This window comes from Virgibacillus necropolis (assembly GCF_002224365.1).
Taxonomy (GTDB): Bacteria; Bacillota; Bacilli; order Bacillales; family Amphibacillaceae; genus Virgibacillus_F; species Virgibacillus_F necropolis.
On record NZ_CP022437.1, the window covers coordinates 710930 to 735121 of the forward strand.

The 24192-nt window shown below is 38.0% G+C and carries 23 protein-coding genes and 1 other annotated feature; of the genes, 18 read left to right on the plus strand and 5 right to left on the minus strand.

The window, feature by feature from the left end; all coding sequences use genetic code 11:
- Positions 1-55: 55 nt before the first annotated feature.
- Positions 56-1150 (plus strand): glycosyltransferase family 4 protein, encoded by a 1095-nt coding sequence (locus CFK40_RS03470; RefSeq protein WP_089530699.1) that lies wholly within the window; start codon positions 56-58, stop codon positions 1148-1150.
- Between the two features lie 49 nt (positions 1151-1199).
- Positions 1200-2255, plus strand: a complete 1056-nt coding sequence (locus CFK40_RS03475) for an MraY family glycosyltransferase (RefSeq protein ID WP_089530700.1) — start codon at positions 1200-1202, stop codon at positions 2253-2255.
- A gap of 401 nt (positions 2256-2656) precedes the next feature.
- Here CFK40_RS03475 and CFK40_RS03480 read toward each other — a convergent pair whose 3' ends face one another.
- Both CFK40_RS03480 and CFK40_RS03485 read right to left on the minus strand, forming a co-directional pair.
- A complete protein-coding gene (locus tag CFK40_RS03480; RefSeq protein ID WP_089530701.1) occupies positions 2657-3736 on the minus strand; it encodes an LCP family protein in 1080 nt (359 codons plus the stop codon).
- A gap of 473 nt (positions 3737-4209) precedes the next feature.
- Complete coding sequence (locus CFK40_RS03485; protein WP_089530702.1) at positions 4210-4965, minus strand: glycerophosphodiester phosphodiesterase; 756 nt, start codon at positions 4963-4965, stop codon at positions 4210-4212.
- Positions 4966-5235: 270 nt separating this feature from the next.
- Between CFK40_RS03485 and dacB the strand changes: the two genes are divergently transcribed.
- From dacB to lhgO, 4 genes are all read left to right on the plus strand, one after another.
- The gene (gene dacB, locus CFK40_RS03490; protein ID WP_089530703.1) at positions 5236-6765 is read left to right on the plus strand and encodes a D-alanyl-D-alanine carboxypeptidase/D-alanyl-D-alanine endopeptidase; all 1530 of its coding nucleotides are present in this window, start codon (positions 5236-5238) and stop codon (positions 6763-6765) included.
- A gap of 212 nt (positions 6766-6977) precedes the next feature.
- The gene (locus CFK40_RS03495) at positions 6978-7673 is read left to right on the plus strand and encodes a FadR/GntR family transcriptional regulator (RefSeq protein WP_161493817.1); all 696 of its coding nucleotides are present in this window, start codon (positions 6978-6980) and stop codon (positions 7671-7673) included.
- 39 nt (positions 7674-7712) lie between these two features.
- Positions 7713-9002, plus strand: coding sequence for an Nramp family divalent metal transporter (locus tag CFK40_RS03500; protein ID WP_089530705.1), 1290 nt, complete (start codon positions 7713-7715; stop codon positions 9000-9002).
- 20 nt (positions 9003-9022) lie between these two features.
- Entirely contained in the window at positions 9023-10222 is a 1200-nt protein-coding gene (gene lhgO / locus CFK40_RS03505) for an L-2-hydroxyglutarate oxidase (RefSeq protein WP_089530706.1), read from the plus strand.
- A 54-nt stretch (positions 10223-10276) separates the two neighbouring features.
- Here the strand turns inward: lhgO and CFK40_RS03510 are convergent, their stop codons facing one another.
- Positions 10277-10726, minus strand: coding sequence for an Lrp/AsnC family transcriptional regulator (locus CFK40_RS03510; protein ID WP_089530707.1), 450 nt, complete (start codon positions 10724-10726; stop codon positions 10277-10279).
- Between the two features lie 661 nt (positions 10727-11387).
- Between CFK40_RS03510 and ggt the strand changes: the two genes are divergently transcribed.
- The 3 genes from ggt to CFK40_RS03530 are packed head-to-tail and all read left to right on the plus strand — an operon-like array spanning position 11388 to position 14156.
- Positions 11388-13001: a gamma-glutamyltransferase gene (ggt, locus tag CFK40_RS03520; RefSeq protein ID WP_089530709.1), complete on the plus strand. Its 1614-nt coding sequence runs from the start codon at positions 11388-11390 to the stop codon at positions 12999-13001.
- 34 nt (positions 13002-13035) lie between these two features.
- Positions 13036-13629, plus strand: coding sequence for a chromate transporter (locus CFK40_RS03525; protein WP_089530710.1), 594 nt, complete (start codon positions 13036-13038; stop codon positions 13627-13629).
- Positions 13626-14156 (plus strand): chromate transporter, encoded by a 531-nt coding sequence (locus CFK40_RS03530; RefSeq protein WP_089530711.1) that lies wholly within the window; start codon positions 13626-13628, stop codon positions 14154-14156. Before CFK40_RS03525 ends, CFK40_RS03530 begins: the two co-directional genes overlap by 4 nt.
- A gap of 202 nt (positions 14157-14358) precedes the next feature.
- On the opposite strand, the gene CFK40_RS03535 is transcribed toward CFK40_RS03530, so the two are convergent.
- Positions 14359-15636, minus strand: coding sequence for an Nramp family divalent metal transporter (locus tag CFK40_RS03535; protein WP_089530712.1), 1278 nt, complete (start codon positions 15634-15636; stop codon positions 14359-14361).
- Positions 15637-16554: 918 nt separating this feature from the next.
- Between CFK40_RS03535 and CFK40_RS03540 the strand changes: the two genes are divergently transcribed.
- Positions 16555-16995, plus strand: coding sequence for a hypothetical protein (locus CFK40_RS03540; protein WP_089530713.1), 441 nt, complete (start codon positions 16555-16557; stop codon positions 16993-16995).
- Between the two features lie 400 nt (positions 16996-17395).
- On the opposite strand, the gene CFK40_RS03545 is transcribed toward CFK40_RS03540, so the two are convergent.
- Positions 17396-17854, minus strand: coding sequence for a replication/maintenance protein RepL (locus CFK40_RS03545; protein WP_089530714.1), 459 nt, complete (start codon positions 17852-17854; stop codon positions 17396-17398).
- A 281-nt stretch (positions 17855-18135) separates the two neighbouring features.
- On the opposite strand from CFK40_RS03545, the gene CFK40_RS03550 reads away from it, so the two are divergent.
- The 8 genes from CFK40_RS03550 (at position 18136) to CFK40_RS03580 (ending at position 24171) form a co-directional block, all read left to right on the plus strand.
- A complete protein-coding gene (locus CFK40_RS03550) occupies positions 18136-18561 on the plus strand; it encodes a mannitol dehydrogenase family protein (RefSeq protein ID WP_227001854.1) in 426 nt (141 codons plus the stop codon).
- Between the two features lie 64 nt (positions 18562-18625).
- Positions 18626-18901, plus strand: a binding site (T-box leader).
- Positions 18902-18968: 67 nt separating this feature from the next.
- Complete coding sequence (locus CFK40_RS03555; protein ID WP_089530716.1) at positions 18969-19820, plus strand: SAM hydrolase/SAM-dependent halogenase family protein; 852 nt, start codon at positions 18969-18971, stop codon at positions 19818-19820.
- A 171-nt stretch (positions 19821-19991) separates the two neighbouring features.
- The gene (locus tag CFK40_RS21240) at positions 19992-20099 is read left to right on the plus strand and encodes a putative holin-like toxin (RefSeq protein WP_227001855.1); all 108 of its coding nucleotides are present in this window, start codon (positions 19992-19994) and stop codon (positions 20097-20099) included.
- A gap of 356 nt (positions 20100-20455) precedes the next feature.
- Positions 20456-20680, plus strand: a complete 225-nt coding sequence (locus tag CFK40_RS03560; protein ID WP_089530717.1) for a DUF1659 domain-containing protein — start codon at positions 20456-20458, stop codon at positions 20678-20680.
- A gap of 34 nt (positions 20681-20714) precedes the next feature.
- Complete coding sequence (locus CFK40_RS03565) at positions 20715-20933, plus strand: DUF2922 domain-containing protein (RefSeq protein ID WP_089530718.1); 219 nt, start codon at positions 20715-20717, stop codon at positions 20931-20933.
- Positions 20934-21182: 249 nt separating this feature from the next.
- Positions 21183-21320 carry a YvrJ family protein gene (locus CFK40_RS03570; protein WP_089530719.1) on the plus strand — a complete coding sequence of 46 codons (138 nt, stop codon included), beginning with the start codon at positions 21183-21185 and terminating at the stop codon, positions 21318-21320.
- A gap of 354 nt (positions 21321-21674) precedes the next feature.
- Complete coding sequence (locus CFK40_RS03575; protein WP_089530720.1) at positions 21675-22871, plus strand: M20 metallopeptidase family protein; 1197 nt, start codon at positions 21675-21677, stop codon at positions 22869-22871.
- A gap of 4 nt (positions 22872-22875) precedes the next feature.
- Positions 22876-24171, plus strand: a complete 1296-nt coding sequence (locus tag CFK40_RS03580; protein ID WP_089530721.1) for an amidohydrolase — start codon at positions 22876-22878, stop codon at positions 24169-24171.
- Positions 24172-24192: the final 21 nt, after the last annotated feature.

The window sequence follows — 24192 nt, forward strand, 5'->3', positions numbered from 1 at the left end:
CAAATTGGTTATATTAACTAGGGACATTATACAAAAAAGTGAGTGAAAGAGTCCTATGAAAATACTTCATTTAAATGCTGGAAACGAAACAGGCGGTGGGATGCATCATATTTTGAGTCTACTTGACAAGCTGAATCGAGAAGAATTTGTGCTGGGAGTATTAGAAGAAGGTGAAATGCTGCATCGTGCGCGAAATCTAGGTATTGAAACGGTTCATTTTGCTAGTCCGAAAAGGCTAAGCATACCGCTTATAAAAAATATTGTTACTTATATAAAAGAACAACGGATTCAAGTTGTACATACGCATGGGCCTAGAGCAAATGTTTACGCCAAACTCTTAAAAAAATTAGTACCTTTTCAATGGATTGTGACTGTACATAGTGACCCTTTCTATGACTTTCGCGGAAAAGGGTTATATGGGGAATTTTTGTGCCGACTACATACAAATGCGATTAAGTGTGCTGACCGCGTTATCGCAATCTCATCACCTTTTCAAACAATGCTAGAGAAAAAAGGTGTTCAATCAACTAAAATTAAAACCGTACTGAATGGAATAGATTTTCAAAAAAACATGTTAGAAAACTATATGCGTTCAGATATTGGATATCAGGAAGCGGATTTTCTATTTTTGATGGTTGCAAGGCTTGAAAAGGTCAAACAACATAAACTGGCATTAAAAGCTTTTGCAGATTTGCTATACCTACACTCTCAGTGTCAGTTGCTCTTAGTAGGGGACGGCACACTACGAAGAGAATTAGAGCTTGACGTGGCAAGATTAGGCATTACCGAACATGTTCATTTTCTAGGGCACTGCCAGGATGTAGAATGCTTTTACAGGTTAGCAGATGTAACCATACTGACATCCGCTAGTGAAAGTTTTCCACTTGTTTTACTTGAATCTGCAAGAGCTGGCACACCAGTTATTTCAACAAATGTGGGTGGGGTAAAGGAGTTAATTACCGATTCCACAATTGGGTGGCTAGTGGAGGAATCTGATATTACAAAAGCCATGAATGAAGCTATATTTTTTAAAAAAGAGGGTAAGTTACAAGTAATGGGCGAAAAATTGCGTCTCCATGCATCTAGTAAATTTTCGTTGGAGATTTTTGCCGAAAACATATATAATGTATACTTAGATATGAAAATGTAAACGGTTCAACGTTTTCGTATATGTTATATATGAAAAATGAGGTGCAAAAATGATTGAAATTACTTTACTTGCCTCGTTAACGTTACTAATATCACTACTTTTAACTCCACTTTTAATTAAATTTGCATTAAAAATTAACGCGACGGATAAACCAAATTATCGTAAAGCACACTCTGTTCCAACACCAACCCTTGGCGGTATTGCAATTTTTATTAGCTTTCTTGTCGGATTACTCATTTTACAACCATCTAGTGATTATCATGCAGCTGTTGTTACTGGTGCGTTTATCATCATTATCATGGGAGTTTTTGACGATTTGTACAATCTGTCAGCAAAAACCAAATTTATTGTACAAATAGGTGTAGCTTTACTAATTGTTTTCTGGGGCGGACTACAGGTTGAATTTATCAATTTGCCATTTGGTGGTCAAATTGAATTCGGGTTCTTTAGTTCGATTGTAACCATTTTTTGGATCGTTGGAATTACCAATGCCATTAATTTAATTGATGGATTGGACGGACTTGCTGCAGGTGTTTCATCTATTGCATTATTTACTATTGCTGGTATGGCTGTGTTAATGGGTGATGTATATGTTACAACGATGGCACTTATTTTATTTTTTAGTACAGTAGGATTTTTAAAGTTTAACTTTTATCCTGCAAAAATCTTTATGGGTGATACAGGAGCATTATTTCTCGGATATATGATTGGGGTATTAGCGCTGCTCGGCTTTAAAAATATTACGATTGTATCGTTTGTCATACCAATATTTATTCTTGGAGTGCCAATTTCTGATACGTTAATTGCGATGGTGAGGAGAAGGGTTAACAGGCAACCAATGTCTAGCCCAGATAGCTCACATTTACATCACAGATTAATGAAATCTGGCTTCACACATAGGCAAACAGTGCTATTTATTTATTCACTAAGTGGGATGTTCAGCTTAGCTGCTTTCTTATTTTCGATGACAACCTTGTGGGGTTCGATTATCATCATGTCTGTCGCATTACTCGCGATTGAAATATTGATTGAAAACTTGGGCATGATTAATAATGACTTTAAACCATTGACCAACTTTGTGAAGAGTTTACGTCAGAAGAGTTGAAAAATATCCTACTATAATAATTGTAAGAAAAGCGCAAGCGCCCGTTTAGCAACGTACAAACTGCGCCCGTGCAACACGGGTGGTTCGATGTTTTCGCGCAAAGCGACGGTCTTAATCGAACATTCTTTCGCAATGAGATAAAGGAAACATGCCCCTGCAACAGGGGTATGCCGACGCCTGAGCGACAGCCCGTAGTTAGTCGGCCTTCCTTTTTCAACAACCGATGTTGACTTATCGTAGTGGAGAAGTGTGAAGTTTGCTAGTTGCTGGGCGCTGGAGCTGGACATGACCGTTGATATAAGTAAGCTTAATAGAGCCAAATTTTATACTTTCCTTACGTGCAAAAAAAGAGTCTAAATCGTTTACGATTTAGACTCTTATTACTTTAAGTTACCCGTAACTTAATAGGTTGTCGTGCTTTCTGTTTCGTTACCATTTGATGCAGAATTTGGATCTTCATTATCGTTATTCTCATAAAGTTTCGCTGTAGCCGGGTCAATACCTAAATGACGTTTCAACAACTCTTTTGTTTCTTCAAGAGCAATTTCATCTAGTTTCCAGTAATACGTATCTGTTGGTCGGTAGTTACTTCCTTCCAGTGTCAGTGTATCAATCTCTAAATTTCCTGTCCCTGTTCCATAAGCAATGAAACTTTTCATCTCATCGAAGGTCATATTGGTTGTCATATTTTCACCAAGAGCCTCAATAATTTCATCGTATTTAAGAACTGAGTTTAGAGAAGTTGCCTTCTGAACAACGGATTTAATAATTTCCTGCTGTCGTTTACCACGTTGAATGTCGTTATCATAATGTCTAGTACGGGCTAGCGCAAGTGCTTCTTCACCATTTAATTGTTGCTCGCCAGGTAAAAGATGGATAGCCCTAGCCTTATCTTTTGAATTTTGTTCATATAATTCATAAGGAACGTCTACAGTAATTCCATTAACGGCATTTACAACATCAATAAACGCGTTGAAGTTCACTTTTACGTAATAGTCGACTGGAATTTCAAGCAAGTTCTCCACTGTTTTAATTGTTGCTGGTGGACCACCATAAGCATGTGCATGATTGATTTTTGTTTCATAACCAACCTCAGGAATATATACCAATGAGTCACGTGGAATACTTACTAGCTTGACACTTTTATCTTCAATATTAAGTGTAGCAAGCATTAATGTGTCTGAACGGGCATTCCCTTTATTATTGCGAACATCACTTTGATCAACACCAATTATTAAAACAGAGACATTATCTTCAGCAGGATCTACTGCTTCCTCACGAAGCTCTGATTTAGCTCGACCATCATCCTTGTAAGAATCTGAGAAAACAGATTCAGCTTTTGTATATAAAATTGCTGCATAGGTAACTAGGCTTAGAAAAAGAACTAGAATAGGTACTAATATAAAATAAGCGCGCTTGCGTAACTTTCTTTTCCTACCCCTTTTAACTATACGGCTTTGCGTTGATTTATCTTTAGACATAACATTTTCCCCTTTAATTTCCTAACGTTTGAAATTATTCTTGGCACAACTATAGTAATGAATATAAGACGTCTCGAGTGTCTAGGCGCTAGACCTAGACAGATAATCGCCAAAGTTTGATGCTTTCTTATCTGTTAAAATAGTAATCATCCATGTTACCACAAAACTTACTTTTATACATAGATTTATGGAACATTAACCTTTATTTTACTATGAATATGCTTATTCGTAAATTAAAATTTTATTACATTTCTGTAAGATAAGGTTACAAATACAGACAGGTTATTGCTATAGACGTTTTTAAAAGAAAAAATGTTTCTGTAAAATGTTGTCTAATATTAATGAAAAACCGCGAATAATAGAAATTGATTAGTAAAGTAAAATCGGAATTTAAGTTTAAAGTTATTTGTTTTTATTTTGTAAACAAAAAAGCTTCAGCAGTTGCTGGAGCTTTTCAAACGCTCATCTACAGATTAACTAATTTTCATTGCCTTTTTCTCAGTGGTATTAGCAGAATGGGCGAAAATTTTGGGGTTATTTGAGAAAACGCCATCTACCCCAAAGTCCATTAAACGGTTATACATTTTAACTTTGTTTACAGTATATGGATAAACCTTATACCCCAGCTTATGAGATTCGGTAACCAGTTTTTTATTTGTATGCTTTGCATTTGGATGTATGCTAGTAATAGTTAAACCACAATTTCTCGCGTATTCCCATGGTTTAAAAAACTTTTGATTAAAAAGTAACCCTAACTTTATATTAGGTGCTCTTTTCTGCACAATTTTTAATGCATCGTGGTCAAATGAAGAAATTAAAACGTTGTCTAGACGATTATATTGATGTAAACAATCTATTAGTATATCTTCAATTCCTTCATATGCAACTGGTTTATTCTTGATCTCAATATTTAATAAAATATCTTCGGGCAGCATTTCTAGGACTTCTTCTAGGGTTGCCAATGTGATTCCTCTATATCTTCTGGAAAAGGATGAACCGACATCTATTTTCTTAATAGTTTCAAGTGTGTAATCTTTAATAAAACCTGATGTTTTTTTGTTATACCGGGTTAAGTTATGATCATGGACTACTATTAAACGGTTATCCTTTGTAAGTTGAACATCTAGTTCTATTGCTTTGACGTTATGCTCGATTGCCTTTTCCATTGCTGGTAACGTATTTTCTGGTGCTTCTGTTAGGGAACCCCTATGTGCAAAATTTAGTATCATTCTATTCACGCTCCTCTGATTTAATATGTGAACTTCGTGATATTTCTTTTTCTTAGTATCATTATAAATCGAACTTATTAAGTGAGTATTAATTAGAGGTAAATGTTATGTAAATATTAAGAAACAAAATTCAACAAAACCAACCCCGATAGCAAATTTCTCCACATAGGATAAAAGCATTATTTACTATACAAATTGTTCTACTTTATGTACATAATCGTATAATTAAAAGTCAAACTATTCATATGTAGAAGAGGACGTGATTGTTTTATGCACAAAGGTTATGTAAAAAAGATTTCTCTATTTTTCCTGATAGCTATGATGGTATTTTTACCGTTTACCAGTGGGGAAAAAGCATTATTTTTCCCATCATCTGGGGAATCAACACATGTCGCATCAGCTAAATCAGCACAATTAGATGATAAGATTGAACAAATTCTTAATGATGAATCCCTAAACGGAGCCGTAACTGGCGTAAGTATTCTTAACGCGGCTAATGGTGAAAGCTTGTTTGAAAATTTAGGTGATACACGATTACATCCAGCGTCCAATATGAAGTTGCTTACAGGTGTAGCAGCAATGGAGACGCTTGGAGCGGATTACCAATTTACGACAGAAGTACTGACTGATGGTCGTATTAAAGGGAAGGTTCTACATGGTAATTTATATTTGAAAGGAAAAGGCGATCCAACACTGATGGAAAGAGATTTGGATCAGTTTGCAAAGGAATTGAAAGCAAAAGGTATTAAAAATATTAAAGGAAATTTGATCGCTGATGATAGTTGGTATGGCGATGTTCGATTATCTCAGGATATAAATTGGTCTGACGAACCGTTCTATACCGCTGCCCAAATCTCCGCCTTAACGTTAGCGCCAAATGAAGATTATGACGCTGGAACGGTCATCGTTGAAGTGACTCCTAGTACAAAAGTTGGCGAGAGTGCTCAAGTGAAGCTAACACCAGAAACGGATTACGTCACAATTGTCAACAAAGCGAAAACAGTCGCAGAAGGCGCGGAAAAAGATATTTCGATTGAGCGAGAACACGGCTCGAATAATATTGTGATTGAGGGAACGATCCCTACAGATGGATCGAGATCGAGGTCATGGTCTTCTGTATGGGAACCAACGGGATATGCACTTGATGTATTTAAAAAATCACTTGAAGAAAACGGGATAAAGTTTATCGGTAAATCGGAGGCGAAACTCGGTGTTACACCAAAAGAGGCAACAGTTTTAACGTCAAAAAAGTCGATGCCTTTAAAAGATCTTTTTATCCCATTTATGAAACTAAGTAACAACGGCCATGCTGAAGTCCTTGTAAAAGAAATGGGTAAAATCGTACACAATGAAGGTAGTTGGGATAAGGGACTACAAGTGGTCGAGGAAACGATAAGTGCATTAGGTATTAACACAGAAACGATTATGTTCCGAGACGGTTCTGGCATGTCACACAAAAACATGGTTCCAGCAAATGAAATTTCACAAATGCTTTTTGCTATTCAAGATAAAAGCTGGTTCCCCGCATTTGAAAAATCTCTACCAGTAGCAGGCAATTCTGAACGATTCGTTGGCGGTACATTGCGTAATCGGATGACAGAGGAACCAGCAAAAGGAAATGTTTTAGCAAAAACGGGATCACTAACAGGAATGTCCGCATTATCTGGATACGTTACAACTAAAGATGGAGAGGAATTGATATTCTCGATCATGGTTAATAATTATCTAGGCTCCTCATCTGCAATAACGGCTATTGAAGACAAAATAGCAACTACTCTTGCAAAGCATGAATTTGAGTAGAACTGAAATAAATTTGCGAAGTGGTGTTGGATAATCGAGTGCAGCCTCTATTAAATAACAAAAATTAATCGACAGAGTGTGCATATGCATGCTCTGTCGATTAATTTTTATAGAAAAATCTAAATAATAGTTTAATTGTAATCGCTTTCATGATATAATCAACGAAATTGGACCAGCCACTTTACCATTTGAATGAAGGGATGAACTTCTTTATGGAATTATTGCCGGTCAGAAAAAAACGTGTGTATCAAGATATTGTTGAACAAATCAAGCAAGCAATTGAAAGGGGGGAGATTTCCCAAGGTGAGAAATTGCCGTCTGAAAGGACCTTAGCAGAAACTTTTTCTGTTTCAAGAACCTCTATTAAAGAAGCTTTTAGTGTATTAGAGTCGGCAGGTATAGTTGAAATCAAGCAGGGAAGTGGCGTCTTTCTATTAAAAAACAACACAGCTGATATTATCGCAAGAATCACCTCGGTTATCCGCGGGACAGCGGTTGATATCGTAGAACTTATGGAACTTAGACAGTCGATAGAAGGCGATGCAGCTTATTATGCCGCATTACGTGGTGATAAAAAGGATGTAGAGGTTATCTATAAAGCCTTTTGTGATCTGGAAAATGCCGTTCTGAATAAAAAGATTGCAGCAGAGGAGGATTTAGCATTTCACATGTCAATTGCAAGTGCAGCTAAGAATTCTATTGTCAAAAAAGTGATGTATATGATCTCAGATCAAGTTCTAGAAGGGTTGAAAGAAAGTCGGACAAACACGTTAAAAGTACCTAATAATAGCAAAATAATCCTGGGTGAACACCGAGTAATTTATGAAGCTATCCAAGAAGAAAACCCTGGTAAGGCAAAAGAAGCAATGTGTAATCATTTACAAAAAGTTAAACATCGATATTTGTAAAGGTCACATTAATTAACCATTTACAGGGAGGTAGTTTAGATGAATACGGATCCAATTATTGAAAATGAGGTACCAACAGCTCAAAGTAAACCAGCTGCGCCAACCACTTTTAAAGGGAAACTAAAAACGATCGGCCCTGGATTTGTAACCGCCGCGACTGGTGTAGGTACTGGTGATTTGATTGCTGCTTTAGTTGCTGGGGCTGCTTTTGGTACAACGCTCGGTTGGGCTATTCTCGTCGGTGCCATTTTCAAGTTTTATTTTACGGAAGGAATGGGACGCTTTCAACTGGCGACTGGAAAGACGATCCTTGAAGGATGGCATTCACTAGGGAAATGGGCTACAGGTTATTTCGGAGTTTACTCTATTCTTTGGGGATTTAGTTATGGGGCCGCGGCAATGTCAACTAGTGCCATTATGATGGTAACGATGTTTCCGATTATGCCTTTGTGGGCATGGGCAATTATCCACGGACTGGCCGGAATGGCACTAGTCTTAACAGGACGCTATAAGCTGTTTGAAAAAGTTATGACGGTCATGATCGGTATTATGTTTGTGACAGTTGTTGGATCGGCAATAATCCTCGTTCCGGATATTGGAAATGTAATAAGTGGTTTTGTTCCACGTACTGGCGACAGCTCTATGTTACTCGTTTTGGGATTGCTTGGTGGTGTAGGAGGAACAATTACCATGGCCTCATACGGTTATTGGATCCGGGAAAAGCAATGGGAAGGAAGATCTTGGGTTCCGATGATGAGAATGGACACCGCTACCGGGTATATAATTACAGCCATTTTCACATTGTCCCTATTAATCGTTGGTGCAGAATTCTTGTACGGTACTGGTATTGAAATTGGTGGAGAAGAAGGGTTAGTGACCCTATCTAGTTTATTCAGTGAGGAATTTGGATCTGTTGCGCGTTGGATGTTTCTAATCGGCGCATGGTCTGCAGCCTTTTCTTCCTTGTTGGGTGTCTGGAATGGTGTACCATATCTATTTGCCGATTTTGTTCGCCTAATGCGTAAGAAGGAAAATCGTTCTGATAAACCCGTATCAGAAAAAGATCCAGCATATCGTGCTTATCTTCTATGGCTTACTTTTCCACCGATGATTCTATTGTTTTTCGGTAAACCGGTGTCACTTGTTATTATTTATGGTGCGCTTGGAGCTTTGTTTATGCCGTTTCTGGCGATAACTTTGCTCTATCTCCTAAATTCGAAGCGAGTGGGTAAGGAATTCCAAAATGGATGGATACCAAATATTGTTTTAACAGGCTGTGTCATCTTGTTTGGCTATCTTGGGATTATTGAACTTATTGATTTGTTTTAAATAGGAAGGAACGGATTAGTATGGTATATGATTATGCGATTATCGGTGGGGGAATTATTGGGCTTTCTGTTGGCATGGAGGTCAGTAAGAGGCACCCAGATGCATCGATTTTAGTAATAGAAAAAGAAGCAGAAATTTCGCTTCACCAAACTGGAAGAAACAGTGGGGTGATTCATTCCGGTATTTACTATAAACCGGGAAGTTTAAAGGCGGAATTGGCTCGAAAAGGAAATCTTCAACTAGTTGAATTTTGCAAAGAACATGGAATTTCTCATGATATATGCGGAAAAGTGATTGTAGCAACGAGTGAAGGTGAACTTCCGCTGTTGGAAGATCTTTATACTAGAGGTCTGCAAAATCAACTTGCGGTCGAAAAGACCTCGGTTGAAGAACTTGGTAGAATTGAACCACACGTTAAGGGGATTTCAGCGATACGTGTCCCAAGTACTGGTATCGTGAACTACCGTGAAGTAGCTCAGGTTTTCGCCGACTTAATTCAACAAAATGGTGGAGAGCTTGCTTTAAATACAGAGGTTCAAGACATCATTACAGAGCAGGAAAGTGTGGAACTTAGAACAAATAAAGGTACCTTTCGCAGCCGGTATCTGATTAATTGTGCCGGGTTGTTCAGTGACCGTATTACACAAATGGCTAACATTAAAACAGATATGAAAATTATTCCGTTTCGCGGTGAATATTACGAGTTGAAACCTGAGAAGCGTCACCTTGTTAAGCATCTAATTTATCCAGTTCCTAATCCTGACTTTCCGTTTTTAGGTGTTCATTTCACAAGAATGATGGATGGCAGAATATTAATCGGACCGAATGCTGTCCCTAGTTTCAAGCGGGAAGGATACAAAAAAACAGATTTTCATTTCAAAGATTTTATTGAAGCGGCAACATATCCGGGGTTTTTAAAAGTGGCGCGGGGGAACTTATCGGAAGGACTAAAAGAAATCTATCGGTCTTATAGTAAAAAGTCTTTTATAAAAGATGTGCAACGGTTCATTCCGGATATTGGGGAAGACGATATTAGACCAGCAAAATCTGGTGTACGTGCCCAGGCCCTTGATCAGGAGGGGAACTTATTGGATGATTTTGCGATTATAAGAGATAAAAGGGCTGTTCATGTATGTAATGCTCCTTCACCAGCAGCAACAGCCTCCATTGAAATTGGAAAAGAAATCGTTAGTTATTTGGAGAAAAGTGTTAGTGTGTAGACTATGGTATGGGAGGCTGACCCTAAGGGGTTTGCCTTCTGACTATAAAATCTTTTAAAGCTTATAGCCTGTCCGATTTTTAAACCTTTTTAAAAGTACGGAACTTTCTACTCTTGTTATCCCCTGGACTGAATACAATTCATTATTAATGAAGATTTCAAGCATTTTAAAATCTTCCACAAGTACATGCATATGAAGTGTACTAGGTCCTGTCATTTGATAAATACTCGCAACACTGGGATTATCTGCTAGATTTTGCGCTACCTCTTGTAGTTGTTTTGGTTCAACATCTACCTCAAAAAAGGCAGAAACGTTTTTCCCGATTTTCTCTGAATTAATGACAACGGTGAAGTTCTCAATTATACCCTTATCTATAAGGTTTTGGATTCTGTCTTTAACGGCCACACGTGACAATCCTACTTTCTCAGCTAATTTTACATAGGATATTCTTCCATCCTTAACTAGTTCCTCTAATAGTTCTTGATCGACTTTATCACAATTCATAGATTAGTCTCCTAATTGTTATATATTTAATCCAATTTAATTGTACATGACTTGGCAAAATGAATCCATATTTTTAATAATAAAACATAAAAGAAAGTTATTTGACCATTATGGTTTACTTTTGTAAAAAAATCTATTGACAGAAATTTGTTTATTCTGTACTATTTAATTTAAGATAATTTAAAATAATTTAAATTTTGAGGAGGGTCAAACTGGAAAAGTTATGAATACTACCTTTGCTCAGACTGATAACGGTTAATAATGAGGCCACTGAAAAGTGGTGGATTTTAAAAAATTTAATTTTTCACCTTAACTTAGCATCTCGAATATACGGAGACTCCTCGAAAAAGAAAAGCACTTTTTCTTCGTGCGATGCCTTTTCTGGGAAGCCTTCCTTATCCTGCGGGAAGCAAGAGGTCGGCGAGACCCCGCAGGACGGTAGTCCGAAGAGGCTCGACACTCGCCCTAAGGTGCGCGAAGTATATTCGAAGATGCGATGGTAGATCCACCTATTTTGTACTATATTTAACTTTTTCTGCGGCCTCATTAATAGTTCCTAGGAGATGACGAAGAAATTCGCCGTTTATCAATTGGTGACTTTACAAAGAACCCCTATATAGACATTGAGTTGTAACTTAATTTAATATGAGGAGTGTTACCTATGTATTCTTTTAACCAACAAGCCCATCCGTACCCAACTACACGAAATGCAACATTTGCGAATAATGGTATGGTTGCAACATCTCAACCACTTGCTGCCCAAGCAGGACTGGATATTTTAAAAAAGGGTGGAAATGCAGTAGATGCTGCGATTGCTACAGCGGCATGTCTAACAGTAGTAGAACCAACCTCCAACGGTATTGGGGGAGATGCCTTTGCGTTAGTTTGGATGAAGGGTGAATTACACGGCCTGAATGGAAGCGGGCGTTCTCCTAGGACTATATCAATAGATTCTGTGAAGGAAGCAGGACATGAAAAGATGCCGAAATACGGGTGGACCCCTGTAACAGTTCCCGGAGCACCAGGGGCATGGGCAGAGCTGTCGGAAAAATTTGGGAAGCTTTCGTTAACGGAAGTACTGCAGCCGGCAATTGACTACGCTACAGAAGGCTTTCCATTGTCACAGACGTTGAGTAATTTTTGGAAGAAGGGATATGATACCTTTAAAACCAATTTGACAGACGATGTCTTTACAAATTGGTTTGAGACATTCGCACCAAAGGGCAGGGCACCAAAGGCAGGCGAGATATGGTCATCACTAGATCATGCCGAGACATTACGTTCGATAGCTGAAACGAATGCTAAGTCATTTTATCACGGGGAACTAGCTGAGAAAATTGTTAACTTCTCAAGTGCAAATGGTGGCTATTTGTCTGAAGAGGATCTTGCGGAATATAAAGCGGAATGGGTAAAACCAATCAAGGTAGACTATCGTGGCTATGATGTTTGGGAAATTCCACCAAACGGGCAAGGGATTGTTGCACTTCAAGCACTAAACATTTTAAAGGGATTCAAATTTTCGGATAGGGATTCAGTAGATACATATCATAAGCAGTTTGAAGCAATTAAACTAGCATTCGCGGATGGCCATCAGCATGTAACGGAAGAGAGCCATATGCGATATACAACAGCAAATATATTATCTGACGAATATGGCGAGTTACGTAGAAAGCTTATCGGTGATGAGGCACTAGTACCTGAGGCCGGGGAGCCTTCGTTAAGTGGAACGGTTTATTTAGCAACAGCCGACGATGAAGGGAATATGGTATCATTTATTCAAAGTAATTATATGGGATTTGGATCAGGTCTCGTTGTACCAGGTACAGGAATTGCATTGCAAAATCGTGGGTATGACTTTTCAATGGATCCAGAACATGTCAATGCTTTAAAAGGTGGAAAGAAAACATTCCACACCATTATTCCTGGATTTCTATCGAAGGATGATCAACCAGTCGGTCCATTTGGTGTGATGGGCGGTTACATGCAACCACAAGCTCATGTGCAAGTAGTGATGAATACGATTGACTTTGGCCTTAATCCGCAAGCAGCTTTGGATGCTCCGCGCTGGAAATGGGTAAAGGATAAAACGATTGAGGTAGAACATAGATTTCCTCACCATCTTGCTCAAAGCTTAACGGAAAAGGGGCATAATGTACGAATTGAACTTGAACCAAATAGCTTTGGCCGTGGTCAAATCATATGGCGAGATCCAGAGAGCGGTGTACTAGTGGGTGGGACAGAATCACGAACAGATGGTGCTGTTGCTGCATGGTAAAGAAATCAAAAAATAAACAAAAGGAACGCTATCTATGAAAACACATTGGGATTTATTTATTGCCTTTTTCAGAATAGGCATGCTTGGATATGGGGGAGGGCCAGGGTCAATCCCCTTAATTCATAAGGAAGTTGTGGAAAAATATAAATGGATGAGTGATGAAGACTTTGGTGATTTATTAGCATTAGCTAATACGTTGCCGGGCCCAATTGCGACTAAACTGGCTGGCTATATTGGACATAATGTCTCTGGTTTTTTTGGGATGTTAAATGCAGTCTTTGCAACTATTTTCCCCACTATTGTTTTGATGATCATTCTTTTAACTTCCTTATCTTCTATTGACGATTTACCTTGGGTGCAAGGAATGACTGCTGCGGTAATACCAGTGGTCGGTGTAATGCTAGCTGTGTTGACCTGGCAGTTCTTTAATAAAGCAATAAAGGGAATGGGCTGGTTGCAAACAGGAATCATGTCGGCTGTGATTTTTGCGTTACTTTATTTTCTAAATATACATCCTGGGATCGTGATTGGGATTTTACTAGTAATTGCACTAGTAAGGAAAGATAAAGGAAATAAGGAAGATAAAACAAAGCAACAGGCAAGGAGTGAGGAGGGTCAATCATCATGAAGTATTGGCACATATTTTTAGCTTTTTTCATTCCAGGTATACTTGGGTATGGGGGTGGACCTGCTTCTATACCTCTAGTAGAGAATGAAGTTGTCGAAAGGTACGAATGGATGAACGTCCAAGAATTTAGTGAAATGTTAGCACTCGCAAATTCCTTACCTGGACCGATAGCAACTAAAATGGCTGGATATATCGGTTATGATGAAGGTGGGATTTTAGGTGCCATTATTGGCGTTTTTGCAGCCGTTGCACCATCATTAATTATTATGATTTTGTTATTAGGTTTTCTTTTTAAATATAAGGACTCCAGTAGAGTGAAAAGACTGACGCAATACGTACGCCCAGTAATTGCAATCCTACTAGGCGTTATGGCTTGGCAGTTTTTTGCAGAGTCAAGCGAAGGGATAGGGATTTGGCAAACGGCCTTAATTACAATTAGTAGTTATTTATTGATCGAACGTATGAAGGTACATCCAGCCTTTGTTATTGGTGCTGCTCTAGTGTATGGTGGTCTTTTTTTGGGATAGGACTTTAAATGGAAAAAGCACAAGAGCCTTGGTAAGCCAAAGGCAAGTTTAAGACGAATCTCTTTGGTTATCACAAAGAGATTCGTCTTACGTTCAATCCAGGATATCAACGCTAATTTATACTTCTTTGTCTTCAAAAAAGAACGTGGTTGGCATTTTTGCAACCACGTTCTTTTTTTGCGTGTACTAAGGCAATCACCATTTATAAAAAGCTTATCACGCCCAGAGAAATGAATAATAAAAAAATAAATACTAAAATACTATTATGACCAAACCTATTTCGATATTCAGGCGCTATCTGTTTTGAATTTAACAATATGAGCAATGTAACTGCGAGAAAAGGCAAAAATAGTGATCCAAGTACACCATACAAAAGTATTATGGCAACTGGTTGTTTAAATAGAAGTAGAAGCATAGAAGGAAAAGTAAGCCAAGCTAGAAATGCCCTGTATGCGGGATCTTTTTCTGATATCAGATTCGATTCCTTGCTTTTATTTGCATTTTTCTGTTTAAGAACACGTACGAAATCTGCAAACAAGTATGGTATACCATTCCATGATCCGAGTAATGATGTGAAAGTAGCTGCCCAGAAGCCAATATTTAAAACTAGCTGTGCCGAGGATCCGAATTTTTCACCATATAGGTTTAGAAATTCCTGCATCCCTTCTACCCCAGCGAAACTTAAACCTGAGCCATATAAAAACTGTGAACTTATAAGCATCATAGATATACAAAAAATACCCGTTACAATATATGCGATAGATGCATCTAGACGCATCGTCGGCACCATAGACTTATCCCGCCATCCCTTCGCACGTACCCAATACCCGTATGCTGCAAGTGCCATCGTTCCTCCTAAGCCACCAATTATTGCAAAAATTCGAGAGACTGAACCGTCTGGTACACTAGGAACAAATGCTTCGAGAGGAATAGTGCTTAGGTTTGGAAGAAGCATGATAGCAGAACCTAAAACACCAATAACCATAATCCCAATCAAAACTACAATAATACGCTCGAATACTCTATATCTACTGAACCAAATTAAAGTAAACCCTAGCACAGAATGGAGAATAGCCCATGCCCACACAGGCATGATTGGAAACATGGTGTACATCATAAGGCCACATGCTGTAGCGATTGCTGCACCATAGATAAGGCCAAACAGTGAGACGTAGACAAAAAAGTAACCCATTGTCCATTTTCCTAGCGATCGCCATCCTTCTATAATGGTTTGACCTGTGGCTAAGGTCCACCTACCAACACCTTCTGTAACTGCAAACTTCAGAAAGGCGCCAATAATCACTGCCCATACAAGCGCCATACCGAATTCTGCTCCAGCAACGATAGACGTAACAAGGTCACCAGCCCCAATTCCAGTGGCAGCTAGTACAATTCCTGGCCCTATAACAAATAACTTTTTCTTGCCCTTGTTTGGTAGCGCCGTACTGGTAGACTCTATATCATACTTTTTTTCTCCCATTAAATTACCTCCGTTTATTTTAAGAGCAGACTAGTTGCTTAGTTTCGCCAAGATTAAATGTACAATTTACTTAATACTAACCTTTACTTTGTTAATTCCTATGACGTTCTTTAGCCTCCATTCTATTTGATGAATTTTAAACACCTTCCGACGGTCATTCGTTTGTTATATAGCCATTATGTAAGCGTTATCATATATGTAAAATTAAAACAGAACTAAGAGAATAAATCAATGGTATATGCAAAATTCCCATTATACAAAATATTTATAAATGAAATTGGCAAATATAATAATACGTTGGCCTTGTTCAATGGAATAAATTCTTTGACGGGCAGAAAACCTTCACTGAATGAAGCTTCACTTTATAAAATTCTTACCACCATCATTTCTGTTCCAATCAGTTATCCGTATTTTTTCTCCAATTCTACCCATCCTAATTGTAAGTTTATAAAAGTGTGTGTTCAAAAAATCGCCGAATTAGAAATAAGAAGGTCGAGGCACGAGAGTTTTGAGGACCGGACTTGCGCGTGTTGTGCTGACTTCTACATACATATGCCCTTAATACGTGAGGACCGGAAAAACCGAGTAACGAAGAGATTCGACATTTATCATTTGGTGACTTTTTGAATATCCTCTAATAACACAAAAAATTATGAAAAATATTTTGCGGAAAGTTTTTATTTCAGTTATGGTCATTACATGGTAGGTACACCTAGTGTAGGTTTTGCATCATCGTCTAATTCAGAAAATGTAGTTGAAAAATTTGATCTCGAACTATAAATTGGTGTGGGATAAGTCATTAAATCTTTCAACCGTGGTTTTTTAGTTTTAAAAGTGATAGATTTTTCTATTTACATGAATATTAATGTGATTTAAACTAAGTTTGTATGTAAAAAATGAGAGGGGGGAAGAGATGTTATGAAAAAGATTTTTGGTATTGTTATAGCTATTGTAATGCTACTAATGGTAATACCTTCAAATGCGTCTGCATGTTCTTCTTATATTGATTGTGATGGAAATGATGGACCCGAAAGAATTGTACTTGGTTCGTACACTTTAACGGAGCAACAAACAAGTCAACTTGCAACTAATATGAAAATACTGTCTGGAGCAAGTGCGACAATAACAAATGCTGCAGCCTCATATGCAGGTGAGACAATATTACGTAGGTATGGCTATAGTTTTGGTCCTTACGGTACAATTGCAGCACTAGCAGCATCTTTGTCAGGAATTGCTGTGGCAGATAGCGCAGTTATATTTGCTGGAGAGAACGGTTATAGAATTAGAGTAACTATGACAGATTACAAAAATTACCATACCTCTTATTCGACTCAAGTAGATTATACAATTGTTTTTTAAAACACTGATTCAGAATCAAAAGTTCTCTAATTCAATATAGATTAGGGAACTTTTTTTGTAGTTATTAATCTTTGCTTATAATTCAACAAATAATAATGCTTAATTGTTTTTGGTCATTCTATAAATGCTTCTAATTATTGGTATACTCATTATTAAGGGAAAAAGAATATTAAACCATATAGGTGGCTCAAAAAGTATAACATTATAAATAATTATAAGAGCTGCAATCCAAAGAATAATGTTAGCTATTAAATTGTGTTTTTCAGATTTAAGCATTGAAATCACTTCCTTTGTTTATTTTGTTCTTTAAAGTTTGTAGAAGCTTATTATCAACACGTTTAGGTTTATATCCTATCCTGAGGTTTTTTTTGCTCTTGTTCAGTTTGGCAGTATGGGCAGTTCATGATTCATCATTCGTTTTATCATTGTAATAATTAAGTATAAGGCTTTTTTTATGTTCATTACCTTTCATCATTACATCTGGAGATACTTGATAAACACTTCTTTTTACTTGTTTTATAAATTCATTTTCTTGTAACTTTTTCATGATTCTGGAGACTGTATCAAGTGACACATTACAGCCTTTTGCTATATCTCTTTGACTACCTATAAATATATTATTAGCTTGCTCTGTGTTTTCTAATATGTAAATGAATACATCTACTTGTTTGCTATCTAATACTCCTGAAATTTGTAGGAAATCCATTAAATATATCTTCCGAAAATGTTTTTGTCCGTATGCTCTTTTAGTAATTTGTTCCGCTTTAATTTTCTCTCCTGTTTCTTCATTAATATATGTTTTTGATTTCTTACCTAGTAATGTTTGTGTTTCTGAATGATATTCCATATTCCTATCCATATAATTTTCATCTCCTTGATCTTTTATATTCAATATACTTGTAACACTTTTTTATGTCAATATGTTCTGAAAAAATCATTACAATAGTACCGAAATTTCGGTATATGTAAAATTTCTAAAACTCATTGCTTTTGACTTTTCCATGCATCAGCATGGATCAGCGATAGCTGACTAGCCCTCCGTAGGAGCACACGATTTAATGACTTATGTAAATAAGTCCAGTGTCTTAGACTTAGAGAATAATAGAATCTCTACAAAGTTAACATAGGGGCATGACGAGAGTGTCATATTCGATAATTCACGTATCTGGTGAAGCATTGATACAAACATATCATTTCGATCGAAAAGAACACCAACTATATATTGATAAAATTATCAAACGGTTCATGAATCCACATATTTCAGATGAGGTTACAAGAGTAGGCCGTGGTCCAATCCGTAAGCTCGGATCACGTGATCGTTTAATCCGTCCAGCTAGCCTTTATATAGAAACAACAGATAAACAACCAACCTACCTTGCAAAAACAATCGCTGCCGTTTTGGAATACAAACACGAAGAAGACGAGGAAGCAGTTAAGCTACAAGAAATGATTGCTGAACACGGATACGAAAAAACATTACAAACTGTGTCCGGATTAGATGCTGGTCATCTATTAACCGCTGTTATCTTAAACGAGTTAGAAGAAATTAAAGGATTAAAAGGCTGAAACCTTTAGTTTTAAAATTATTCTTGCAATAACAAAGTTAATTCCGTATAATAACGTTAACATTTAAAAGACTTAGATGAGGAAAAGTAGGATTTACCGTTTTTTAAAAGAGAGCTTCAGGAGCTGAAACGAAGCAAAAATGTGGATCTGAATAATGGCCTCGGAGTTTCGTGCTGAACATATCGATGATAGTAGTAGGTTCCGACGGGATTTGGTACTCGTTATCAATACCACAGTATAAAGAGAGTTTTATGAGAAACTCACGTACTTGATGAGGCTGTATGTGTGAGCATACAGTAAAGTAAGGTGGTACCACGTTAATTTAAACCACGTCCTTACCGTTTATTCGGCGAGGGCGTGGTTTTTTAATTTTTTCAAAAACAACACATAGATGGAGGAATTCAAACATGGGAAAAAATTTAGTTATACAAACAGACTTCGGCCTTAGTGATGGTGCGGTAAGTGCAATGTATGGGGTAGCGATTTCTGTGAACCCTACTATTCGAATTTTTGATCTAACACATGATATTCCACAATACAATATTTGGGAGGCTTCTTATCGACTGTATCAAACGATTACCTATTGGCCAGAAGATACGGTATTTGTTTCAGTTGTTGATCCGGGGGTGGGAACTGATCGCCTAAGTATTGTGGTAAAAACAGTAGATAACCAATATATTGTAACACCAGACAATGGTACGTTAACACATATTAAAAAACATATCGGAATCAGTGAAGCGCGTATAATTGATGAGAGCCGCAATCGCTTACCAAGGTCAGGGGAGTCTTACACATTTCATGGCCGAGATGTTTACGCGTATACAGCTGCGCGTTTGGCGTCAAATGTTATTTCTTTTGAGGAGGTTGGGCCAAGTATTGATGTAGGTGAGATTGTAGAATTGTCCAAAACAATAGCAAGTATTGAGAAAGGAGTAATTATAGGAAATATTGATATTCTTGATATTCGATTTGGTAATCTATGGACGAATATTGGCCGTGAATTGTTTGAAGAAAGTGGTATTAAATATGGCGAATCTCTTGAAGTTACAATATCGAATAGTACGAATCAACTATACAAAAATAGTATGACATTTGGACGTTCGTTTGCGGATAGTCATTTGGGAGAACCGTTGCTTTTCGTGAATTCATTAGATAAATTAGGAGTAGCAATTAACCAAGGTTCGTTCGCAAAAGCTTACGATATTGGGACGGGAGCAAACTGGAAAGTTTCTATTCGAAGGGTTCCGAAAAGGGGCTAAACAAGGGATTAAGTAGTTTAAACATGAGTTCACCAAATGCGAACATTCATTCTCGTTTTGCTATTATTCTACATAGAATTATGGTAAAATAAGATTAGCAGCTACATAGGTATTGTGGGCGGTTGGCCATCTTCCTAATTTCTTAAGTCCCTTAAGAGGGGAGGTGTTAGGATGACGACATTTGAAGCATTAAGTTTAGTAGCACAATTTGGTTTAGTCCAAATAGCTACTATTACTTTAATTGTAACTTTTGTCGTTTACCTAAACCAAAAGAAGTAACCGCCCCCAACCAGGTCGCGTTTACTTCTTTAGGTGATTTACAGCTAGATCGTTGGCCAACTGCTCTTAATGCAGTTAGTGGTTGCTGGTGGCCGAGTAGTTATCGCTACTCGGTACCTTATTATAAGTATAGTATAGTTTCAAATAATTATACTGTCAATGTGCTTGTTTTTATCAAGCCGACTGTCCTTGACAGGATTACCATGCGGTTGAGAGCCATACTGTTTTCAGCAGAAAACCTTCTATTATATATTACATCGTCACCAAATAAAAACTGGTGGCGCTTTTTTATTTTTAAGTATGTGCCACCTTTTCCACCTTCCATTCGATTGTAATGGTGAAAGGAGGTGAGACACATGGCTACAGCAAATATGGTGAACTCAACGCTTCGTTTAATTTTCAGCGAAGGAGTTGACGCTATCTCAGGGAAGGAAGTATTTAAAACAAAGAGCTTCAGTAACGTCAAAACGGCAGCAACAGCGGATCAGTTATACGCAATCTCAATTTTACTTGAACCATTGCAACAGCGTTTACTTTTTAAAATTGAACGTAACGACAGCTCCGAGTTACGTCAGGCGTAACAACATCCAAATTTGGTAGAAAGGAGGGATTCCGATGGCGAAAAAATTAGAATTGAAGTTTGAGAATCAAGACGGCAAAGTGGTAACCTACACACTTGATAATCCAGTTGAACCAGTAGATGCTGTCGCAGTACAAGCTGCAATGGATGGAATCATCACCCAAAACGCATTCACTTCATCTGGCGGCGATCTTGTAGCTAAAAAGAGTGCTCGTATTGTTGAGCGTAATGTACTAGATATTGAATTAGTTTAATGAAAAAGACCAGCGACATGAATAGTATTCTGGCGCTGGTCTTAACTATATAGGTAGGGGGAGGCTGTGTCCCAAGTTTGGTTAGTGTCTCCCGAGTTCGAGGTGCTGTGTCCCGAGTTTGGTAAGATGTCGCCTGTGTTTGAGGAGTTGTGTCCCGAGTTTGTGCAGTTCTGTCCCGAGTTCACTCGATTCCCGCCTGAGTTGACCTTACCAACCTGATTTTCATTAACTTAGAGAGGAGAAAAGCAAATGGAAACCTGGATGTCATTCGTAACCGAAGTTGGCTTTCCGATTGTGGTAACTTTTTACTTGCTTCATCGCATTGAAGGAAAGCTCAATGACTTAATCGAATCAATCCACACATTGCCTGATAAGATGGGTGGTTAACAAGAGAGAACTTCGGCTGCGGCTGGAGTTTTTTTATGGTGAAAAAATAATTGAATAAAGTTGATCGGGCAAGCCGAAAAGTCGATCCGCAGCACTCTGAAGTTGATCGTCTAGAGTAGAAAGTCAATCCGTAGCGCTCTGAAGTCGATCGTCATGCTTCTGAGTTTGGACAACTCCCCCTCAAGCAAGAACCTGAAAATATGGTGAAAATATCCACCCGCGCCCTGGTTTTCTCATTATTAAAAATTTGCATAATTATGTACAGTTCCAAAAACATTTTGTATAATCTTACTAACGGTCTACTAAAGGAAGTTCTCCGTAAATCAAATTCACATCATTAATGGAGGAAAGTATATGAATGATAAAATCCAGCAACATCTTTCACAAATTGAAAAAGAAATAATACATATTAGACGGCATTTACATCAACATCCGGAGATAAGTAATCACGAGGTAGAAACGTCAAAATTAATTCAACATAAATTAGCTGGGTTTGGCATCCCTTTTGAAACTGGATTTGCAAAGACTGGTGTACTTGGTATTATCCAAGGTGATAAACCAGGAAAAACGGTAGCGCTTCGTGCAGATATGGATGCATTACCAATTCAGGAGTTAAATGACCATGCGTATACTTCCATACATGATAATGCTATGCATGCATGTGGTCATGATGCACATACAGCCATGTTGCTTGGGGCTGGGTATATCTTGAGTAAAATGAAAGAATACATCCATGGTACTGTTTTACTTGTTTTCCAACCAGCCGAGGAGAATTCGCCAATTGGGGGAGCTAAGGTCATGTTGGATGATGGTGTTTTTGACACATATAAACCAGATGTAATTTATGGACAACATGTCTGGCCAAATCTTCCAGTAGGGACCATGGGAATTCGCGATACCAAAATGATGGGTGCTACCGATCGCTTTAAATTGGTGATCAGAGGTAAAGGCGGTCATGCTAGTATGCCACATCAAACAAGTGATTCTGTTGTAACTGCTGGGCATATGATAACGAGTTTGCAAACGGTGGTTAGCCGTAATGTCGATCCACTGGAAGCGTCAGTTCTAACCATCGCAAAAATAGAAGGTGGAAGTACGCACAACGTAATTACAGATTGCGTAATTCTAGAAGGGTCTATCAGATCTTACTCATCAGACGTGAAAAAAACGCTTAAGGAACGCTTTCATACAATTGTAGATCACACAGCCTCCATGTTTGAAGCTGATGTGGAGATTGATTATTTGGATGGTTATCCTGCAACGATCAATACACCTGAATGGGCAGCATTGGCACGAACTTCAGCACAAAAAGTCTTGGGGGAAGATGCAACACCAGAAGTTGAACCATCACTTGCCGGAGAAGACTTTAGTCGATTTTTACAAAAATATCCAGGAGCTTTTATCTGGCTTGGAACCCAAATTGAAAATAAAGAAGAACAGAAGGCCCTTCACAATCCTCGGTTTCAACTAAATGAAGATGCGTTACCAAATGGAAGTGCATTCTTCGTTCAATTAGCGCTAGATACGTTAGAAAAGTTAGGAGAGGAATGATTTAATGCCAGACAAATTTGTAGGAAAAATGGTACCAACTTTAACAGAGTGGCGGCGGACATTTCATCAGTATCCAGAGCTTGGTTTTATGGAATATGTAACGACATATAAGCTTGGAAGGCAGCTAGAAGAACTAGGATTTAACGTGCATATTGGGAAAGATGTTTTGAAAAAAGAATCAAGGTTAGGACTACCTTCTGATGCTGAACTGCGAACGCAAGAAGAGGAAGCGTTGAAGCACGGCGTTGACGCGACATGGCTTGAAAAGATGCGTGGTGGCTTCACTGGGCTTGTGGCTACATGGGATGCAGAACACGACGGAGACCATGTTGCTTTTCGGTACGATATCGACGCCCTGCCGATTAACGAAGCAAAGGACAATCAACATATTCCCTATCAAGACGGCTTTGTTTCTACAAATGATAATATCATGCACGCTTGTGGTCATGATGGTCACATGACTATTGGTCTTGGTGTAGCCACATTTATTGCAGAAAATCACAAGGATCTAAAAGGTCGATTTACCTTGCTTTTTCAACCAGCTGAAGAAGGTGGAAGAGGGGCAAAGGCGATGACTGAAAATGGTTGGCTGGATGAAGTGGATTATTTTTACACTGGCCATATTGGAATCAGTTCACTTCCCATTGGAACAATTGCCGCTACAATAAAGGGGTTTTTAGCAACGACCAAATTAAATGCCAATTTTTCTGGTGTTGCTTCACATGCTGGTATGAAACCTGAGTTGGGAAAAAATGCTCTGATAGCCGCAACAACCGCTGCGACACAACTGTATACAATTCCTCGACATAGTGATGGGATAAGCCGTGTGAATGTTGGGAAAATCGTGGCTGGTAGTGGACGAAATATTATACCCGATAAGGGGTATCTAGAGATTGAAGTTCGCGGAGAAACAAAAGAAATTAACCACTACATGCTAGAGGAAGCAAAACGAATAATGGAAGCGGCAGCTAACATGTATGACGTTACCGTTGATTTTGAAGTTGTAGGTGGGGCAGAAGAAATCAATTGCAACGATGACGTAGTTTCTATCATTAAAAAAGGAAGTAACTCGTATAGCTATATAAAAGAAGTTCTACCAACTATAAATGTCGCGGGATCAGAGGATGCGAGTTTTATGATAAATAAAGTACAGGATAATGGTGGAAAAGCAACGTATATGCTGTTCGGCACTAAACTAGATTATCCGCATCATCACCGATTATTTGATTTTCAAGAAGAGGTATTAGCAGTGGCACTAGAAACCTATGTTGCTATTTTAAAAGGTGGATCAAGCAAGTAATTAGAAAATTATCCATTTTTC